The sequence below is a fragment of the Parafrankia sp. BMG5.11 genome, from assembly GCF_004337455.1.
On the sequence record NZ_SJXI01000008.1, the window covers coordinates 1 to 17,707 of the forward strand.

Genomic DNA, 17,707 nt, shown 5'->3' on the forward strand with positions numbered 1-17,707 from the left:
AAGGCGCAGGAGGCGAGATCCACTCACCGACGCGATGGCCCGGATGATCGGCACGCAACCCTTCCACGCCGTCACCTTCGCCGGCCGCCGGTTCGACTGCGGCAGCAAGGCGGGCTTCGTGGAAGCGACGCTCGCCCTGGCGCTGGAACGCGAGGACCTGGGCGCCGAAGTGCGCGCGATGGCGGAGCGGGAGTTGAGGCGCTCGACCTGACCTGTTGAGGAGCGCAGCCGCACGCCCCCGCCGATCAGGCAGGTTGAACCACTTGTGCGCGAAGCTGCGCGCGGCTTACGCCGGCGTCACCCGCAGCGGCAGGGTCTTCAGCCCGCCCACGAAGGTGGAGCTCGACCGCCGGGCCTCGCCCGCCAGCTCTACCGCGTCCACCCGGTCGAGCAGTTCCTCGAACAGGATGCGCATCTCCAGCCGGGCGAGATGCAGGCCCAGGCACTGGTGCGCGCCCGCGCCGAACGCGAGGTGGCGATTGGGGCTGCGGGCGGCGTCGAACTTGCGCGGGTCGGAGAACTGGGCGGGGTCGTGGTTGGCCGCAACGTAGTTGATCATCAGCCAGTCACCCTTGGCGATGCGTTGCCCACCCACCTCGGTATCCTCCGCCGCGGTGCGCATGAAGTGTTGCACCGGGCTGGTCCAGCGAATCGCCTCCTCGACGATCCCGCTCAGCAGCGAGCGGTCGGCCTTCACCCGCGCCCACTGCTCCGGGTCCTGTGCCAGTGCCAGCATCGCCCCGGCGGTGGAGGCGCTGGTGGTGTCGTGCCCCGCCGCCGCGACGATGATGTAATAGCCCATCATGTCGCGATCGTTCAGCGGTTCGCCATCGACCTCGGCGTTGGCGATGGTGCTGGCGACATCGCCCGTCGGATGAGCGCGCTTCTCCGCCGTCAGCTTGGCGAAGTAGGCCTCGAAGTCCTTGACCGCGCCGGCGATGATCTGGGTGATTACCTCGGGCGGCAGGTCCTTCATGCCCGACTGGTTGAGGTCCTCGTCCTGACCGCCGAACATCTGCTGGGTCAGCATCAGCATCCGCTGCTCGTCTTCCTCGGGCACGCCGAGGATCTGCATAACGACGTGCAGCGGATAGGGCGCGGCGACCTCCTTGCAGAAATCGACCTGCGGACCTGCGGCAAGCAAGCGATCGACCGCGGCGCGGGCGATGCTGCGCACCTCATCTTCGATCCCGCGGAGGTTCTTGGGCATGAACCATTCCTGGGTGAGTTTCCTGTACTTCATGTGGATGGGCGCATCGAACGTGACGAGGCTCGCCACCATGTGCTCGCTACCGCCGGAGAACGCCTTGGCGAACTCGATCCCGTCGGTGGTGCTGAACACCACCGTGCGCGGGTTGTTGAGGAAGGTCGCGTTGTCCTTCGAGATGCGCATCACGTCATCGTACCGAGTGACGAGCCAGAAGGGCGGGTGCAGTTCGGCAGGTTCGGGCACGATCCGCGCAACCGGCATCTGTTCGCGCAGCCAGTCGAAGGTGTCGAGCAGGTGGTCCCAGCCGGCGTACGCCTTGGGATCGATCACCTCGCGCGCGATCTCTGGCGGAGCGATCGGGGTTGCGGCGGCGGGATCAGCCATGGTGGCCATCGTCAGACTCCCTCGCTCGCGCGCTCTCGGTACTCGTCCTTGAGCTTGCGCTTGTAGAGCTTGCCGTTCGCCTCCCGCGGCAATTCGGCGCGGAAGTCGATCTCCCGCGGTAGCTTGAGCCGCGCAAGCTTGGTGCCGAGGTAGTCGAGCAACTCGGCGCGCAGACCCTCCCCCGCCGCGTCCGGGTCCGCCGGCTGGACAACGGCCACCACCCGCTCGCCCATGTCCGGGCACGGCGCGCCGATCACCGCCGCATCGGTCACCTTGGGATGCGTTATCAGGAGGTTCTCGATCTCCTGCGGATAGATGTTGACCCCGCCCGAGATGATCATGTTGGACCGCCGGTCGGTCAGGTAGAGGAAGCCATCCTCGTCCAGCTTGCCGATGTCGCCCAGCGTGGTCCAGCCGTTCGCGTGCGTGGCTTCGGCGGTCTTGTCGGGATCGTTGTGGTAGACGAACTGATCCTCGTTCTCGAAGAACACGACGCCCTCCTCACCCACCGGCAGTTCATTGCCGTCGACATCGCAGATGTGCGGGATGCCCCTGATCGGCTTGCCAACCGAGCCGGGGTGTTCGAGCCACTGCTGCGATGTCGCGAAGGTCATCCCGTTGCCTTCCGATCCGGCGTAGTATTCGAGCAGGATCGGACCCCACCAGTCGATCATCTTGGTCTTGACGTCGACCGGACACGGCGCCGCCGCGTGGATTGCCCGCTTGTGCGTCGACAAGTCGTAACGGGTGCGAATTTCCTCGGGCAGCTTGAGCATGCGCACGAAGTGGGTCGGCACCCATTGGCTGTCGGTCACTTTGTACGCTTCGATCGCGGCTAGCGCCGCTTCGGCATCGAATTTCTCCATCACCACGACCGTGCCGCCTAGGCTGTGCGCGGTCATCGTCCAGCGGAACGGCGCCGCATGATAGAGTGGCCCTGGGCTGAGGTACACGACGCTCCCGTCAGTCGGCCACCCGAACGCATGCGCGGCGAGCATCAGCAACGGGGAAACGGCGAGGTGGTCGGGATCGGGCGGGCTGACCGGCTTAATCCCCTTTGGCCGGCCCGTAGTGCCAGAGCTGTAAAGCATCGCCAGGCCAAGCTGCTGATCTGCGATCGGCTCTGCCGGCATTGCCGCGAGCAGCGCCGCGGCATCGGCGTCGGTATCGAACACCAGTTGCTCGACCTGCGGCGCGAGGTCGCCCAACTCGGCAAGCCTGGGCGAGAAATAGGCTGAACTGATCAGCATCTTGGCGCCGCTGTCCTGCAGGATGTAGGCAACCTCGTCCGCCGTCAGGTGCGTCGAGATCGGTACCAGAACCGTGCCCGCGCGCTGGTTGCCCCAGGCGATCTCCAGGTATTCCGGCCGGTTCTCCAGCCACAGTCCCACCGTGTCGCCGGGCCCCACTCCCCGGCTGCGAAACAACTGCGCCACGCGATTGGCGGCGTCTTCCATTTCACGGTAGGTGATCGTCCTGCCGCTGCCTGCCATGATGATCGCGGGGTGGTCAGGGCGGTTGGCGGCATGAGTTGTCGGATGCATCGTGTTCTCCCACCCGGGAGATTAGTTTCATAGCGCAACCGGGCAAGCGAAAAGGGCGACCGGCTCGTGCCGATCGCCCTTATCCGAGCACTCCTCTCCCGAGTGTCTCTTGGCCTGTCGAGGCAGTCCGCGAACCTTCCAGAATTACTTGGCGGCGAGGACCGCGGCGCCGCTGGGGCGGGTCTCTGCCATGTAGGGGATCGGATTGACCGCCTGGCCAGCTACCCGGACTTCATAGTGCAGGTGCGGCCCGGTCGAGCGGCCAGTGCTGCCGACGTAGCCGATGATGTCGCCCTTGCGGACATGCTGGCCGGCGGCGACCGCCAGGCGGCTCATGTGCGCATAGCGGGTCTGAAGATTGCTGCCGTGGTCGATCGCGACGTACAGGCCGTAGCTGGAGAACCAGTCGGCGCGCCCGATCTTCCCGTCGGCGGTCGCATAGACCGGGGTGCCGGTCGGGGCGGCAAGGTCGATGCCCTTGTGAGCGTGCATTCCGCCCAGCACCGGATGCGTGCGCATGCCATAGCTGCTGGTGGTCGCCGCGGCAGCAAGAGGAGCGCGCGACGGGATCGACACGCCCATGGTCGGGGCGATCGGGGTCGATACGGTGCTGGTGGTGGGACCGCCGTTATCGAGTGCCTGCCAGCTGGAGAACAGCTGCTTGAACTGCTCGTCGGAACCCGACACGCCCGAAGCACGGGCATCGCGCACCGAAGCGGCGATATCCGCCGAGGCGGCACTGGAATTTGCGAAAGCAGGCGTCGCGCCCATCGAGAACAGTGCGCCGAATGCGGCAAGTGCGGCAACGACACGGCGCTGGAGAAGGCTTGCGACCAAAATACCCGTCCTTTTGCTTCGCGACACCCCCCGGCGCCGCTGCGAACCCATCTGCGAACCGGAAAAAATCGGCTCGCGGGCAATTTTTCTGAGACTGATCGGAACCCCCCGCCGTCTCGATGATTGTGGGTTAACCGGGCAATTGTTTAACAAGCAAGCACGGCACAGGCACTGAGCGATAAACCGGCTGCAAGACGCGCCGAGTCGTTGAACGGAGGCTTCAGTCCTCCGCGAAAGTGCCTGCGAACCAGCAAAATCCAGTAGTTTTCAGGCGTCATGTCCTGGATTCGGGCACATTCGTCAAAGTGCTTGGAGCCGATGGCCACATGACGGATTTCGTCGTCAAGGATGCGCGTGAGGATTCGAGCACCCGCCATATCGCCGTGGTTTGTCACCCGTTCGATCGTGGACGGGGTCACGTCGAGGCCTCGCGCTTCCAGCACCATCGGTACCACCGCCAGCCGCGCCGCCACACTGTGCGCGGTCTGCTCGGCGGCCTGCCACAGGCCATCATGCGCCGGCATGGCGCCGTACGAGCTGTTCATCGTGGCAAGATGCCGCTCGAGCAGCGCGAAGTGCATCGCCTCGTCGGCCGCAACGCCGAGGAAATCGGACACGAAATCTTCGCCCATCTCCGCCCCGAACCGCCCCGCCATGTCGAGCGCGAGGTCGATGGCTACGAATTCGATGTGCGCGAGCGCATGCCACAAGGCTAGGCGCCCCCGCTCGGATCCGGCTTTGCCGCGTTTCGGCATCCGGTTCGGCGGCAGCAGTTCCGGGGCGACAGGCCGCGCGGGCCGATTGGGCATCGGCTGATCGAAGGTCAGGCCAAGTCGGCCGAGGCGCCAGTCCCGGGCCACTTTCCGCGCGGCCATCACCTTGGCTGCAGGAGCAGGAGTGAGCAGAGCGGCGCGGATGGCGTCACCGACGGGAGGCAAGCGGGTCACAGAGCCTTGGCCGCTTCCAGCACTTCGGCCGCGTGTCCCTTCACCTTCACCTTGTCCCACACCCGGGCGATTCGTCCTTGCGCATCCAGCAGGTATGTCGTGCGCACCATGCCGATGAACTTCTTCCCGTAGAGCTGCTTCTCGGTCCAGATGCCCAGCGCATCGGACAGGCCGCCATCCTGCGCATCGGTCGCCAGCGGCACTGCGAGCTCCTGTTTGGCCATGAACGCCCGGTGCTTTGCGGGCGGGTCCTTGGACACCCCGAGCAGTGCCACCCCGGCTTCGGCAAAGTCGCGCGCCAGCGCGGTGAAATCCTTCGCCTCGGTCGTGCAGCCAGGGGTGTTGTCCTTGGGATAGAACCAGACCACCGCCGGCTTGCCCGCGAAATCCGATGGGCGGACGATGCCCCCGTCGGGGGTTTCCATGGCGATGTCAGGCATCAGATCGCCCACGGCAGGCTTGGTCATCAGGCAGTCTCCAGCGGTTGTCCGAACGAATCGGCCCAGGCGCCCGCAACTTCTTGCCGCGCGTCGGCGAACGCCAGCAGAAGCGACGGCAGATCGGGATGGCCGCATGCCTCGGCCAGCGCGGCAGCTGCGGCGGGGGGCGGCTCGTCGACATCGGGCGCGAGCAGGCGGGCCGCGACCAGCATCCGGGTCATCAGCGCGAGCGCCTCGCGCACGGCGGGCCGGAGCAGATCGGCCGCCACCAGCGCATCGACCGCCTGCCCCAGGTCCGGATCGAACCCGATCCGCTCGCGCAGCTGCAGGTAGTGGACAAGGAATTCCAGGTCGACCAGTCCGCCGCGCAGCAGCTTGGCGTCGAGCACTCCGCGCGCCGGTTTGTGTACCGCCATTTCGCTGCGCATCTTCAACACGTCGAATTTCAGGACGTCAGGGTCGCGATGGCGGACGAGCACCTGGTCGATGATCGACTGCAATTGCGCCCGCGCTTCCGCCGATCCTGTCAGCGGTCGCGCGCGCGCCAGGGCCATGTGCTCCCAGGTCCACGCCTCCTCAGCCTGGTAGCGCGCGAAGCTGTCGAAGCTGACCGCCAGCGGCCCCTGGGCGCCCTGCGGACGCAGGCGGGTGTCGACCTCGTAAAGCGCACCTTCGGCGGTCGGAACGCTGAGCGCGGCGGTGACGCGCTGGGCCAGGCGGTTGAAGTAATGCGTCGCGCCGAGGGGGCGTGGTCCGTCAGACTCCCCGCCGAAGTCGCCGCTGAACAGATAGATGACATCGAGATCGGATGCGTGAGTCAGCGTCCCTCCCCCCAGTCGTCCGAGCCCGAGCACGACCAGTTCGCCCCCCGGCACCCGCCCGTGCGCCCGTTCGAACTCCGCGACCGCCGCTGACTGCGCCGTTGCCAGCGCGGCTTCGGCGGTGCGGGACAGGGCGGCGCCGATCTGAAGGGGATCGTGCACCGCGGCGATCGTCTGCAGGCCGAGAGCGAACCGCAATTCCCCCGTCACGCGGCGGATGCGATCGAGCCGGTATTCGTAATCCTCGCGATCGGCCGCATCCATCTGCGCGGCGATTTCCGCCACGCTACCCGGCAGATCGAGCGCTCGGCGGTCGATCAGCGAATCGAGCAGTTCGGGCCGGCGCCCGAGCCGGTCGGCCAGCGTCGGCGCGAGCACCAGGATGCGCACCAGCTGGTCGAGCAACGCGGGACGCTGGATCAACAGGTTGAACAGGTTGATGGCACTGGGTGCCGCGCTCAGCACCCGCTCCCACCGGTTGAGCGCCTGGTCCGGCTCGGGCGCCGCCGCGAGCCGTTCCAGCAACGCGGGCAACAGGGTGTCGAACGCTTCCCGGGCGGCCTGCGAACGCAGCGCGCGGATATGGCCGTCGCTCCATGCGGCGATGCGCTCGGCCACCTGTTCCGGCTCACCAAAGCCCAGCTCGGCCAACTTGCGCGCGAAGCTATCCCCGCTGACCGGCACCGACGCGGCGGTCTGCTCATCATCCGCGATCAGGGCGTCATAGCGCCGCCCGACGATTTCGGTGATTTCCCGCAGTTCCGCCACCAGCGCCGCGCCGTCGGCCAGGCCGTCGAGCTGCGCCACGTTGTCGAGCGCGGCTCCACTGGGCAGGACGTGCGTCTGCTGGTCGGTAACCATCTGCAGCCGGTGCTCGAGCATTCGCAGCCGATCATAGGCCTCGCCCAGCGCGTGGGCATCCGCGTCCGCGACGATGCCCGCCGCCGCCAGCGCATCCAGAGCGGCGCGGGTGCCCCTCACCCGCAACGATGGATCGCGGCCCCCGTGGATCAGCTGATGAGTCTGGGCAAAGAACTCGACCTCGCGGATCCCGCCGCGCCCCAGCTTCAGGTTGAAGCCCGGCCCCGGCTCTTGCGGTCCGGAATAGCTGGCGCGGATGCGCGCCGTCAGCCGGCGGATTTCCCCGATCGCACCGAAGTCGAGACTTCGCCGCCAGACAAACGGGCGAATGGCCCCCAGGAAGTCTTCGCCGGCCCCCAGGTCGCCAGCGGCGGCACGCGCACGTATGAATGCCGCTCGCTCCCAGGTCAGCGCCGAGCTTTCATAATGAGTGAGCGCACCGGCCACCGGAATTGCCAGCGGGCTGACTTCCGACGCCGGCCGCAGGCGTAGGTCGACCCGGAACACGAAGCCGTCGGCGGTGACTTCGCTCAACAGGCGGACGATCTCGCGCGCATAGCGCTGGGCAGCCTCGGCCGGTTCGTCGCGCTCCCGCCGCGGCAGCGTGGCCGGATCGTACAGCAGGATCGGGTCGATATCGGAGCTGTAGTTCAGCTCTCGCGCGCCATGCTTGCCAAGGGCGAGCGCAATCATGCCGTCGGGATTCGCGTCGGGCACACGCTTGCGGATCGCCGCGGCGATGGCCCGGTCCAGCGACCGGTCGGCCAGCGCCGACAGCTCCCCCATGACGCGCGCCAGCGGGAACGCGCCCGCCAGATCGCCGATGGCCAGCGCCAAGGCATACGCCAAGCGCTCCCGGCGCAGCGCGCGTCCAGGGTCGGCGATCCCATCCCCGGCGGCCGCCGCCCAGGCGAGCGCGTCCTCCCCCGCTCCCTCAGCCAGCAGTTCGGTGAGCGCGGGTAGCCGCGCCGCCGCCTGGGCAAGGAAGGGCGAGTGAGACCGGGCGCGGCCGAGCGCATGGTGCCAGTTTCCCGTCATGACGCCGTTCCAAGCCGAACCCGGCGCCCGGTGCAAGCGCCAGTCGGGTTGTGCCGCCTGCCGCTGCATGGCAGGACCTGCCCGACAAACGTCACATCGGGAGGCTGCCTTTTGCCCTATCGTTCCCTAGCCGCGGTCGCCGCAGCCTCGCTTGCGCTGTCCGGCTGCGCCGCCACCATGGAACCGGTTGCCGGGGCCGCTCCCGCCGGCAGCGCGCAACTCGCGGTCGCACCTTCGATCCCGCTGATGCAGCAGGTGACGAAGCGGCTGTCGCAGGACGACCTTGAGGGCAGAGCGCCAAGCACGGCGACCGAACCCAGAGTGCTCGACTACATCGTCGCGCAGTTCGAGCGCGCCGGGCTCAAGCCGGGCAACCAGGGCAAGTGGCTACAGGAAGTGCCGACGGTGGAAATCACCGGCAGCAACCACAGTCCGATGACGGTCAGCGGCGGCGCCACGCCGTTGCGCTTCTCGTTCGGCGACCAGTACGTCGCGACCAGTTACCGGGTGACGCCGCAGACCAGGGTCGAGAACAGCCCGCTGGTCTTCGTCGGCTATGGCATCAACGCGCCGGAACTCGGCTGGAACGACTATGCCGGCGTGGACATGAAGGGGAAGACCGCGGTCATCCTGGTCAACGATCCCGACTATGCGATGGACGGTCAGGATGGCCTCTTCAAGGGTCGGCGGATGACCTACTACGGCCGCTGGACCTACAAGTTCGAGGAAGCTGCCCGCCAGGGCGCCGCCGCGGCGATCATAGTCCACGACACGTTCCCAGCCGCGTATGGCTGGAACGTCGTCAACTCCAGCTGGACCGGCGCGCAATACTACGTCCAGACCGCCAACGACGGGATGGACCAGACGATGGCCAATGGCTGGGTGCAGAAAGCCGCCGCCGAAGCCACCGTCGGTGCGGCGGGCAAGGACCTTGGCGCCCTGACCGCCGCCGCCCAAATCAAGGGATTCAAGGCCGTCCCGCTTGGCCTGACCGCCAGCTTCGGGTTCGACAACGCGGTGCGAAAATCGACCTCGCACAATGTGGTTGGCATTCTGCCCGGCACGACCCGCGCGGACGAATACGTGCTCTATTCCGGACACTGGGATCACCTGGGCCGCTGCACTCCCGACGCAACCGGCGACGACATCTGCAACGGCGCGGTCGACAACGCGACCGGCATCGGCGCGATCACGGCGCTGGCGGACGCCAACCACCGCGCCGGACCGACCGCGCGGAGCCAGGTGTTCATCGCGCTGACGCTTGAGGAATCCGGGCTGCTCGGATCCGAATACTATGCCCAAAACCCGATCTACCCGTTGGCGCAGACCGTCGGCGGAGTGAACATCGATGCGCTCGCCCCGGGCGGGAGCGCGCGCGATTACATGATGACCGGAGGCGACAAGTCCGACCTGACCACGTTGTTCAACCAGACGCTGGCTCAGCAAGGTCTGCGCGGTTCGCCCGAGGCGGAGCCTGAGAAAGGCTACTATTACCGCTCCGACCACTTCAGCCTCGCCAAGCGCGGCGTGCCGATGTTCTACGTCGATCGGGGGCTCGATCTGATCGCCGGCGGTACCGCAGCCGGGCAAGCGGCGGCGGACGATTATGTCCAGAACCGGTATCACGCGCCGAGCGACGAGTGGTCGGATACGTGGGACTGGTCCGGCATGACCACCGACCTCGCGCTGTTCTACCAGCTTGGCCGTTCGCTCGCCGAGAGCAGTACGTGGCCGAACTGGCACAACACGGACGAGTTCCGCGCCATCCGCGACAAGAGCTGCGCCAGCAGCACTGCCGGCTGCTGATATGCCCTCGATGTCCGCGTTGATGCCGCCGGAGTGGGCGCCGCAGGCCTGGCTGTGGATCGGCTTCCCGCACGATTCAGAGGAATGGCCAGGCTACCTGTCGCGCGCGCAGGAGCAGATGGCGGCGTTCGCGAACGCGGTTGCCGAAAGCGGGCAGGAGGTTCGCCTGCTGGTGCGGGACGCGGCGAACGAAGCGCGTGCGGCAGGCCTGGTTTCGGGGGCGGTGAAGCTTGAGCGGCGCGCCTACGGCGACGTATGGGTGCGCGACACCGGACCGCTCGTGCGCCGCGACGAAACCGCGCTGCGCTGCCGCTTCAACGGCTGGGGCGGCAAGTACCTGATGGAAGGCGACCAGACGATCGGCGCCGAACTCGCCCGCGATGCCGGCCTGCCGGTCGTAGAGACCGACTGGATCCTTGAAGGCGGTGCAATCGACGGCGACGGCACCGGCCTCGTCGCGACCACCGAACAATGTCTGCTCAACCCAAACCGCAATCCGCAGCTGTCGCGCGGCAACATCGAACAGCGATTGGCGGCCGATCTTGGCCTGGACAGGGTCCTGTGGCTTGGCGACGGACTGTTGAACGATCACACCGATGGCCATGTCGACAACCTTGCCCGGTTCGTGGCGCCGAACCGGCTGGCGCTCCCGCGGGGGACGGGGGCGGACGATCCGAACGCGGCGGTCTATGCCGACGCGAGGAACCGCGCCGAGGCATTCGGCGTCCAGGTGGCCGACATCCCGTCGCCCGGCCTGATCACGCGCGGCGATTTCATCGAGCCGGCAAGCTACGCCAACTTCGCGATCACGACCAATCTGGTCGTCGTCCCCACGTTCGGCTCGGTGCACGATGACGAGGGGGTCGCTGCGATCGCGGACCTCTTTCCCGATCGCGCCACCATCGGCCTGCCCGCCGATGCGGTACTCGCGGGTGGCGGCGGCTTTCACTGCGCCAGTCAGCAGATGCCGGCTTTAACTCCGCCTTAGCTTCTTGGCGCGCATGACGCGCACATGGCCAAGGCTGTCGCCCGTATCCTGACCACCGAATCGCCACTGAGCGAAATCGCCCGGTTCGCGCTGGTGACCAGCTGTCCGCTCGCGATGATCCTCGCCGGACGCGCGCTGCCCTTCTAGGTCGGACGCGCCCGTCTGGCGCATCCGCATCAGTCTCAATCAATCGCCGGATTTCATAAGCGCGCGATCAAATCGCTGCCGCCGAGCCGCAACGTCACCGCAAGTCGGGCGGAGTAGCCTCCGCTTTCAGCTGTGCGATGGCGTCGTCGAGCGGCATGACCTTCTGGTGTTCGGCCCCGAGCGTACGCAGCGCGACCATGCCTTCATCCGCCTCCCGCTTGCCGACGACCAGCAGGTGAGGGACCTTTTTGAGGCTGTGCTCGCGCACCTTGTAATTGATCTTCTCGTTGCGGAGATCCGCCTCCACCCGCACGCCCGCTGCTCGGAGCTTGGCCAGCACCTGTTCCGCGTACTCATCCGCATCCGACACGATGGTGGTGACCACCGCCTGGGTCGGCGCCAGCCACACGGGCAGCTTGCCGGCAAAATGTTCGATCAGGATGCCGATGAAGCGCTCGAACGTGCCCAGGATCGCGCGATGCAGCATCACCGGCCGGTGTCGTTCGCCGTCTTCGCCGATGTAGCTGGCGTCGAGCCGCTCGGGCAGCACCCGGTCGGACTGGATCGTGCCGACCTGCCACGTCCGGCCAATCGCGTCGGTCAGGTGGAATTCCAGCTTCGGCGCATAGAAGGCGCCCTCGCCCGGCAGCTCTTCCCAGCCGAACTCCTCCGTCGCCCGGCCCGAAGCGATCACCGCCTGGCGCAGCTCCTCTTCGGCAATGTCCCACATCTCGTCCGAACCGAAGCGCTTGTCGGGCCGCAGCGCCAGCTTGATTGCGTACTGGTCGAAGCCGAGATCGTGATAGACGCTGTCGAGCAAGTCGCAGAAGTCGCGCACTTCCTGGACCAGTTGATCCTCGCGCACGAAGATGTGCGCATCATCCTGGGTGAATTGACGCACACGCATGATGCCGTGGAGCGCGCCGTGAGGCTCGTTGCGGTGGCAGCAACCGAATTCCGCCATCTTAAGCGGCAGGTCGCGATAGCTGGTGATCCCCTGCTTGAAGATCAGCACGTGCGCCGGGCAGTTCATGGGCTTGAGCGCCATCCACTCGGCATCGTCGGATACCAGCGGGCCTTCGTCCTCGGTATTGGGCACCTCGTCGGGGATGACGAACATGTTCTCGCGGTATTTGCCCCAGTGGCCGGACTTCTCCCACTGGCGCGCGTCCATCACCTGCGGGGTCTTCACCTCGACATAGCCCGCCGCGTCGAGCCGGCGACGCATGTACGCCTCCAGTTCGCGCCAGATCTTGTAGCCCTGCGGATGCCAGAACACGCTGCCGTGCGCCTCTTCCTGCAGGTGGAACAAGTCCATTTCGCGGCCCAGCTTGCGGTGGTCGCGCTTGGCCGCTTCCTCCAGCCGATGGAGGTGCGCGTCGAGCTGTTTCTTGTTGAGCCAGCCGGTGCCGTAGATGCGCGTGAGCTGCGCATTCTTCTGATCGCCGCGCCAGTATGCCCCCGCCACGCGCGTCAGCTTGAACGCCTGCGGATCGAGCTTGCCCGTGGACGGCAGATGCGGGCCGCGGCACATGTCCAGCCACGCGTCCTCTTCCTCGGGACCGCCTGACCAATAGACGGTCAGTTCCTCATGCTCGGGAAGCTCCGCCGCCCATTCGGCTTTGAAGCTCTCGCCGTGATCCTGCCAGCGCTTGATCAGGTCCGCGCGTGACCAGACCTCGCGGTGGAGCGGTTTGTCGGCGCGGATGATCTGGCGCATCTTGTCTTCGATCGCCGGCAGGTCGTCGATGGAAAACGGCGCGCGGCTGGCCGGCGCCATCACGTCGTAATAGAACCCGTCGTCGGTCGCGGGCCCGAACGTGATCTGCGTGCCGGGCCACAACGCCTGGATCGCTTCAGCGAGAACGTGGGCGAAGTCATGCCGCGCCAGTTCCAGCGCGTCGGCTTCGTCGCGGCTGGTCACCAGCGCCACCTGCGCATCGCCTTCGAAAGGACGGTTGAGGTCGCGCAGCTCCGCCCCGGAACCGTGATCGACCCGCGCGGCGATGGCCGCCTTGGCCAGGCCGGGCCCGATTGCCGCGGCGACATCGGCCGGAGTGCTGCCCTGCGGCATTTCGCGCACCGATCCATCGGGGAGGCTGATCTTGAGAAGCTCGCTCATACGTTCCGTCCGTCGTTTGGCGCGCCCATGGCAGAAAGGAGGCCGCGCCGGAAGGCGTCTGAAGGGAGGACCGCTTCGGGAGGATGACGCCTGCCGCCCGAAGCCGGGCGGCGGCGGCGCGGGATCAGCCCGCGACCGACCGCCCCCGGAATGCCGGGAGGGTGGTAGTCGGTGTCAGGGTTCGCTGATGCGTCACGCCGATTGACATACGCCGCAAAGACTATCCGCTCAAGCGCCGGGCGCCAAAGTCGGCGGACAGCCGGTGCGTTCCCGCCAGCGTGCTCGACCGCTGCTTCACGGTATCGGTGAACCGCCACTCGCAGGTTGCCTTGGCAGGTGTCAGTTCGACGCACATGTAACCGCGGCGGGAGGTGTCGCACCAGTGAAGCGAACCGCTGGTCTGCACCAGCGCGCGGGCTAGCTCCGCCGGCTTGACGAACGGCAGGTAGGTCTCGACCCCGGGAGAGGTGACCGAGGTGCCGGCGAACTCCACCCCGGCTCCGCCAAGATCGCTCGCCCAGGCGTTGTGACTGTCGCCCGACAGCACCACCAGGTTCGCCTCTGCTTCTCGCGCCGAGTTGAGCAGGCGATTGCGGGCGGCGGGGTAGCCGTCCCACGAATCCATGTTGAACGGCAGCCCGGCTTCGCTCGCCGCCAGGAGCCCGGCCATGCGCGAGCGCGCGAGCTTCTCGATTTCCGGTTCGAGCTTGAGCGACACGGTCGGTGGCAGCAGCACCGTGCCCATCACCACCTGCTGCACCAGAACCTGCCATCTGCGCCCCGACTTAACGGAGGACTTTAGCCCAGCATCGAGCCAGCGCTCCTGCGCCGGTCCCATCAGGGTGCGCTGCGGATCCATATACGCGTCGTCGTGGAAGCTGCGCAAAGCGGTCGCGGCCTGCTCCGGCGCCACTCCCTTGACGACATCGCTCAGGTTGAACTGCTTGTCGCGCCCGGAAAGGCGGGTTTCCAACCGAAACAGCGTCGCCAGATCGCCGACATCGTACCGCGCCCAAGGGTCGTCGCTGATCGGCAGCCACTCCAGGCGCGCCTGCATGGCCGCCTTCCGGCGGGCGGTCCACGTGCCTTCGGCCGCTTCGGTGTGGTTTTCCGCGCCGCCGCGCCAGGCATCGTTGGCGATCTCGTGATCGTCGAACACCGCGATCATCGGGTATAGCTGGTGCAGGCGAACCAGGTCGGGATCGCTGCGATAGCTGGCGTAGCGCAGGCGGTAGTCAGCAAGGTGGATCGCCTCGCTCAGCGGGTCCGCGATCCGGCCATCGACCCGCTGCTTCTCCGTCGGATAGGTCTCACGGTCGTATTCGTAGAAGTAGTCGCCGAGGTGGACCGCAAGATCAAACGCGTCATCCTCGTTGGCGTGTGCATACGCATTGAAATACCCAAAGCCGAGGTTTGAGCAGCTGAACACTGCCATCCGAAAGCGATCGGTTGCGCCTTCGGGCAGGGTGCGCGTGCGGCCGACCGCGGAGATCGAACCGTCAGGCGCGATAAAGCGGTAGTGATACCACCTCGCCGGCTTCAGCCCTTCAGCGATCGCCTTGGCACACCAGTCGCGTTGCGGATCGGCGGTAACGCTGCCGCCGGATACCGCCCGCGCAAAGTCCGCGGTCTCCGATACCTCGAACCTGAGCCGAGCCGGAGCGGCGGCGGCGAAGCGGGTCCATAACAAAACCGACCTGGCCGTTGGTTCCCCGCTGGCGACGCCGTGGGTGAATCCTCGGGCGGTTTGGGCGGCCACCGGCGCAGCGGCCAGCCCAAGGCCGAGAGCGCCCCCCAAGAGCAGCGCCCGGCGATCGAGTGGAATGCTGTGCAGCGGGGCTGGTGGCTGGCGTGACATGCGGTTGCGTCCTATGGAGTGGCGTCGGCTATGCTGCCTGCATGACGACGCCGTGTCACGCGGCGATGGCGCCTGGCGGATTGACCCTGCCCCCCTCCCGTGGCCTAGACCTGGGGCATGGATACCGTTCGCTTTCACCCCGTCGCCGGCCGCCAGATCGCCTACCGTTTCCGTCCGGGGTCCGGGCCGGCATTGGTGTTCCTGCCCGGCTACCGATCGGACATGGCGGGGATCAAGGCAGGCGCCTTCTACCAGTGGGCGGCCGAACAGGGCCGCGCCTGTCTGCTGCTGGACTATTCCGGATGCGGCCAATCGGAGGGGGATTTTGCTGATGGTTCGCTCAGACGGTGGCGCGATGAGGTGGTGGCGCTGATCGATGCGCTGGTGGACCAGTCGGTGGTGCTGATCGGATCGTCGATGGGCGGATGGCTGATGCTGCTGGTGGCGGAAATCCTGGGGGACCGGGTGCATGGCCTCATGGGCATCGCCGCAGCACCCGACTTCACCGAATGGGGTCGCTCGGACGAAGATAAGCGGCGCCTGTCTGCAGGGGAGACGATCTATGACGCCAGTCCGTATGGCCCCACTCCGTTCTATGCCGGCTTCTGGGCCGATGGTCAGGACAACCGGCGGCTGGAGGGAGAGATCACCCTCTCCTGCCCGGTGCGCCTCGTCCATGGCATGCGTGATCAGGTGGTGCCATGGGACATCTCCGTCCGATTGGCGCAGTCCCTGCGTTCGAGCGAGGTTCACCTGACGCTGGTCAAGAACGGTGATCACAACTTGAGCCGCGAGCAGGATATCGCCTTGCTGCTAGGGACTCTCGCCACCATCTGAAGGCTGACCATGCTCAATGCTCTGCTACCCTTTCTGCTGATGCAGGTCGGCATTGCGCCGACGATGCCGACATTCAGCGACCTGCCGCCCGAACTGCGCGACCGGCCCGCCCGCGAGGAGGTCGCTTCGCCGCGCCCCCGGGCGACGACCGCGCTCGATACCTGCCTTAAGCTCGCTGCCAGCGATCCGGCGCGGGCGCGAACGCTTGCCGACGAATGGATCTCGCGCACGACCGGAGCGCAGCGCGCCGCAGGGAGCCATTGCCTGGGCGTCGCGACGGCCAACAGCGGAGACTGGGCCGCCGCCGCGGCCGCCTTCCTCGCCGCACGCGGCGATGCCGATGAACCACGCTTCCGCGCACGGATGAGCGCGCTCGCCGGGAGCGCGCTACTCGCCCAAGGCGACCCAGGCGCGGCGCTCGCCGCGCTGGACGCGGGGCAGGCCGATGCGGCTGGCGATGCCGAGCTGTTGGGCGCACTCCAGCTCGACCGGGCAAGCGCGCTGGTGTCTCTGGGCCGGGAAACGGACGCTGCTGCTGCGTTGAGTGAAGCCCGTGCTGCCGTTCCGCAGGACGCGCAGGCGTGGCTGCTGTCCGCGACACTGTCTCGCCGCATGGGCGATATGACCGGCGCGCAAACGTTTATCGAACAAGCCGCGGCGCTCGATCCGCGGGATCCTGCTGTCGGGCTGGAAGCGGGGGTGATCGCCGCGCTTGATGGCCGCGACGAGGCGGCGCGCAAGTCGTTCGAGTCGGTCGTCGCTGCCTCTCCGGAGAGCGAACAAGGCGTCGCCGCGAAACGCTACCTGGCGCAGTTGGCGGGCGAATGATCCCGCTTTCGGTCCTCGATCTCGTGCCGGTGCGCGAAGGCGGCACGCTGGCCGAAGCGTTCGCCGCGACGGCGCGGCTGGCCCAGGTGGCCGAGCGGTCCGGTTACAAGCGCTTCTGGGTTGCCGAGCACCATGCGATGGACGGGATCGCCGGGGGCGCGACGGCAGTGGTCCTGGCTCACGTGGGACACGCAACCTCGCGCATCCGGATCGGTTCGGGCGGGATCATGCTGCCCAACCATAACCCGTTCACGATCGCGGAGCAGTTCGGTACGCTGGACGCGTTGTTTCCGGGCCGCATCGATCTTGGTCTGGGACGGGCACCGGGCGCGGGACCGGAGTTGCAGCGCGCTCTGCGCAAGAATCTGCACCAGGCCGCCGAGTTCTTCCCGCAGGACGTGGTCGAACTGCGCGCGTTGCTGACCGGCGAGCCTCAGCTGCCCCTCAAGGCCACGCCCGGCCATGGGGCCAACATCGAACTGTGGATGCTTGGTTCAAGCCTGTTCGGCGCCGACCTCGCAGCCCAGCTCGGCCTGCCCTATGCGTTCGCGTCGCATTTCGCTCCTGATCATCTGGACGCGGCGCTGAAGCTATATCGAGAGCGGTTCCGCCCTTCGCCCTGGCTCGATCAGCCGCACGCCATGGCCGCCATGACCGTGTTCACCGCCGAGACGGATGCCGAGGCTGAGCTGATCGCCACCTCGCAGCAGCAAAGTTTCGTCCGGCTCCGCACTGGCGAACCTGGTAAACTGCCGCCGCCGGTCCCGGGCTACCGGGATACCCTGTCGGCTCCGGCACAGAGCCTGCTCGCCCATATCGGCCAGGCGAGCGCTGTCGGATCGCCAGCCACCGTGCGCGCGGCGATCGGGCGCTTTGTCGAGCGGACGGCAGCAGACGAGATCGTCGTCTCGGGCGCGACTTTCGATCCTGCCGCGCGCGAACACTCACTGGTCCTGACGATGGAAGCGCTCGCCGGATAATAGCGGGCGTCGGCGCGTAGTAGGAGCGGCGCGGGGCGGGTTGCGGCCCGGCAGGCAAA

Annotated in this window: 14 protein-coding genes and 1 pseudogene; 7 read left to right on the forward strand and 8 right to left on the reverse strand. The window is 67.1% G+C overall.

The features are described 5' to 3' along the window. A pseudogene (locus tag E0504_RS05930) lies at positions 1 to 211 on the forward strand (UTP--glucose-1-phosphate uridylyltransferase); the annotation flags it as partial. A gap of 75 nt (positions 212 to 286) precedes the next feature. Here the strand turns inward: E0504_RS05930 and E0504_RS05935 are convergent. From E0504_RS05935 to E0504_RS05960, 6 genes are all read right to left on the reverse strand, one after another. Then, complete coding sequence (locus tag E0504_RS05935) at positions 287 to 1,594, reverse strand: cytochrome P450 (protein WP_131622376.1); 1,308 nt, start codon at positions 1,592 to 1,594, stop codon at positions 287 to 289. An 11-nt stretch (positions 1,595 to 1,605) separates the two neighbouring features. Beyond that, positions 1,606 to 3,138 (reverse strand): acyl-CoA synthetase, encoded by a 1,533-nt coding sequence (locus E0504_RS05940; RefSeq protein WP_131622295.1) that lies wholly within the window; start codon positions 3,136 to 3,138, stop codon positions 1,606 to 1,608. Positions 3,139 to 3,282: 144 nt separating this feature from the next. Continuing rightward, on the reverse strand, positions 3,283 to 3,909 hold the full coding sequence (locus E0504_RS05945; protein ID WP_373693874.1) for a M23 family metallopeptidase: 627 nt from the start codon (positions 3,907 to 3,909) through the stop codon (positions 3,283 to 3,285). A 212-nt stretch (positions 3,910 to 4,121) separates the two neighbouring features. Continuing rightward, positions 4,122 to 4,913 carry a ferritin-like domain-containing protein gene (locus E0504_RS05950; protein WP_373693875.1) on the reverse strand — a complete coding sequence of 264 codons (792 nt, stop codon included), beginning with the start codon at positions 4,911 to 4,913 and terminating at the stop codon, positions 4,122 to 4,124. A gap of 5 nt (positions 4,914 to 4,918) precedes the next feature. Further along, complete coding sequence (locus tag E0504_RS05955; RefSeq protein ID WP_207912193.1) at positions 4,919 to 5,389, reverse strand: peroxiredoxin; 471 nt, start codon at positions 5,387 to 5,389, stop codon at positions 4,919 to 4,921. Continuing rightward, the gene (locus tag E0504_RS05960; protein WP_131622299.1) at positions 5,389 to 8,082 is read right to left on the reverse strand and encodes a bifunctional [glutamine synthetase] adenylyltransferase/[glutamine synthetase]-adenylyl-L-tyrosine phosphorylase; all 2,694 of its coding nucleotides are present in this window, start codon (positions 8,080 to 8,082) and stop codon (positions 5,389 to 5,391) included. The genes E0504_RS05955 and E0504_RS05960 overlap by 1 nt, the downstream gene beginning before the upstream one ends. A 177-nt stretch (positions 8,083 to 8,259) precedes the next feature. Here E0504_RS05960 and E0504_RS05965 point away from each other — a divergent pair, with 177 nt between their 5' ends. The 3 genes from E0504_RS05965 to E0504_RS53395 are packed head-to-tail and all read left to right on the forward strand — an operon-like array spanning position 8,260 to position 11,023. Then, the gene (locus E0504_RS05965; RefSeq protein ID WP_131622381.1) at positions 8,260 to 9,888 is read left to right on the forward strand and encodes a M28 family peptidase; all 1,629 of its coding nucleotides are present in this window, start codon (positions 8,260 to 8,262) and stop codon (positions 9,886 to 9,888) included. A 10-nt stretch (positions 9,889 to 9,898) separates the two neighbouring features. Next, positions 9,899 to 10,876, forward strand: a complete 978-nt coding sequence (locus E0504_RS05970; protein ID WP_131622301.1) for an agmatine deiminase family protein — start codon at positions 9,899 to 9,901, stop codon at positions 10,874 to 10,876. A 24-nt stretch (positions 10,877 to 10,900) separates the two neighbouring features. After that, the gene (locus E0504_RS53395; RefSeq protein ID WP_282595916.1) at positions 10,901 to 11,023 is read left to right on the forward strand and encodes a hypothetical protein; all 123 of its coding nucleotides are present in this window, start codon (positions 10,901 to 10,903) and stop codon (positions 11,021 to 11,023) included. Positions 11,024 to 11,117: 94 nt separating this feature from the next. Here the strand turns inward: E0504_RS53395 and thrS are convergent, their stop codons facing one another. Together thrS and E0504_RS05980 are read right to left on the reverse strand one after the other, a co-directional pair. Then, positions 11,118 to 13,145, reverse strand: a complete 2,028-nt coding sequence (gene thrS, locus E0504_RS05975) for a threonine--tRNA ligase (protein ID WP_131622303.1) — start codon at positions 13,143 to 13,145, stop codon at positions 11,118 to 11,120. Between the two features lie 220 nt (positions 13,146 to 13,365). Further along, a complete protein-coding gene (locus E0504_RS05980; protein WP_131622305.1) occupies positions 13,366 to 15,003 on the reverse strand; it encodes an alkaline phosphatase in 1,638 nt (545 codons plus the stop codon). Positions 15,004 to 15,120: 117 nt separating this feature from the next. On the opposite strand from E0504_RS05980, the gene E0504_RS05985 reads away from it, so the two are divergent. The 3 genes from E0504_RS05985 to E0504_RS05995 are packed head-to-tail and all read left to right on the forward strand — an operon-like array spanning position 15,121 to position 17,648. Next, entirely contained in the window at positions 15,121 to 15,840 is a 720-nt protein-coding gene (locus tag E0504_RS05985; RefSeq protein WP_131622306.1) for an alpha/beta fold hydrolase, read from the forward strand. Between the two features lie 9 nt (positions 15,841 to 15,849). Further along, on the forward strand, positions 15,850 to 16,668 hold the full coding sequence (locus E0504_RS05990) for a tetratricopeptide repeat protein (protein WP_131622308.1): 819 nt from the start codon (positions 15,850 to 15,852) through the stop codon (positions 16,666 to 16,668). After that, positions 16,665 to 17,648: an LLM class flavin-dependent oxidoreductase gene (locus E0504_RS05995; protein WP_131622310.1), complete on the forward strand. Its 984-nt coding sequence runs from the start codon at positions 16,665 to 16,667 to the stop codon at positions 17,646 to 17,648. The genes E0504_RS05990 and E0504_RS05995 overlap by 4 nt, the downstream gene beginning before the upstream one ends. Positions 17,649 to 17,707 lie beyond the last annotated feature (59 nt).

Excerpts from the sequence above, each read along its gene's own strand:
- E0504_RS05935 (WP_131622376.1), bottom strand. The coding sequence starts at position 1,594 with ATGGCTGATCCCGCCGCCGCAACCCCGATCGCTCCGCCAGAGATCGCG.
- E0504_RS05940 (WP_131622295.1), bottom strand. The coding sequence starts at position 3,138 with ATGCATCCGACAACTCATGCCGCCAACCGCCCTGACCACCCCGCGATC.
- E0504_RS05945 (WP_373693874.1), bottom strand. The coding sequence starts at position 3,909 with ATGGGCGCGACGCCTGCTTTCGCAAATTCCAGTGCCGCCTCGGCGGAT.
- E0504_RS05955 (WP_207912193.1), bottom strand. The coding sequence starts at position 5,389 with ATGACCAAGCCTGCCGTGGGCGATCTGATGCCTGACATCGCCATGGAA.
- E0504_RS05960 (WP_131622299.1), bottom strand. The coding sequence starts at position 8,082 with ATGACGGGAAACTGGCACCATGCGCTCGGCCGCGCCCGGTCTCACTCG.
- E0504_RS05965 (WP_131622381.1), top strand. The coding sequence starts at position 8,260 with ATGGAACCGGTTGCCGGGGCCGCTCCCGCCGGCAGCGCGCAACTCGCG.
- E0504_RS05970 (WP_131622301.1), top strand. The coding sequence starts at position 9,899 with ATGTCCGCGTTGATGCCGCCGGAGTGGGCGCCGCAGGCCTGGCTGTGG.
- E0504_RS53395 (WP_282595916.1), top strand. The coding sequence starts at position 10,901 with ATGGCCAAGGCTGTCGCCCGTATCCTGACCACCGAATCGCCACTGAGC.
- thrS (WP_131622303.1), bottom strand. The coding sequence starts at position 13,145 with ATGAGCGAGCTTCTCAAGATCAGCCTCCCCGATGGATCGGTGCGCGAA.
- E0504_RS05980 (WP_131622305.1), bottom strand. The coding sequence starts at position 15,003 with ATGTCACGCCAGCCACCAGCCCCGCTGCACAGCATTCCACTCGATCGC.
- E0504_RS05985 (WP_131622306.1), top strand. The coding sequence starts at position 15,121 with ATGGATACCGTTCGCTTTCACCCCGTCGCCGGCCGCCAGATCGCCTAC.
- E0504_RS05990 (WP_131622308.1), top strand. The coding sequence starts at position 15,850 with ATGCTCAATGCTCTGCTACCCTTTCTGCTGATGCAGGTCGGCATTGCG.
- E0504_RS05995 (WP_131622310.1), top strand. The coding sequence starts at position 16,665 with ATGATCCCGCTTTCGGTCCTCGATCTCGTGCCGGTGCGCGAAGGCGGC.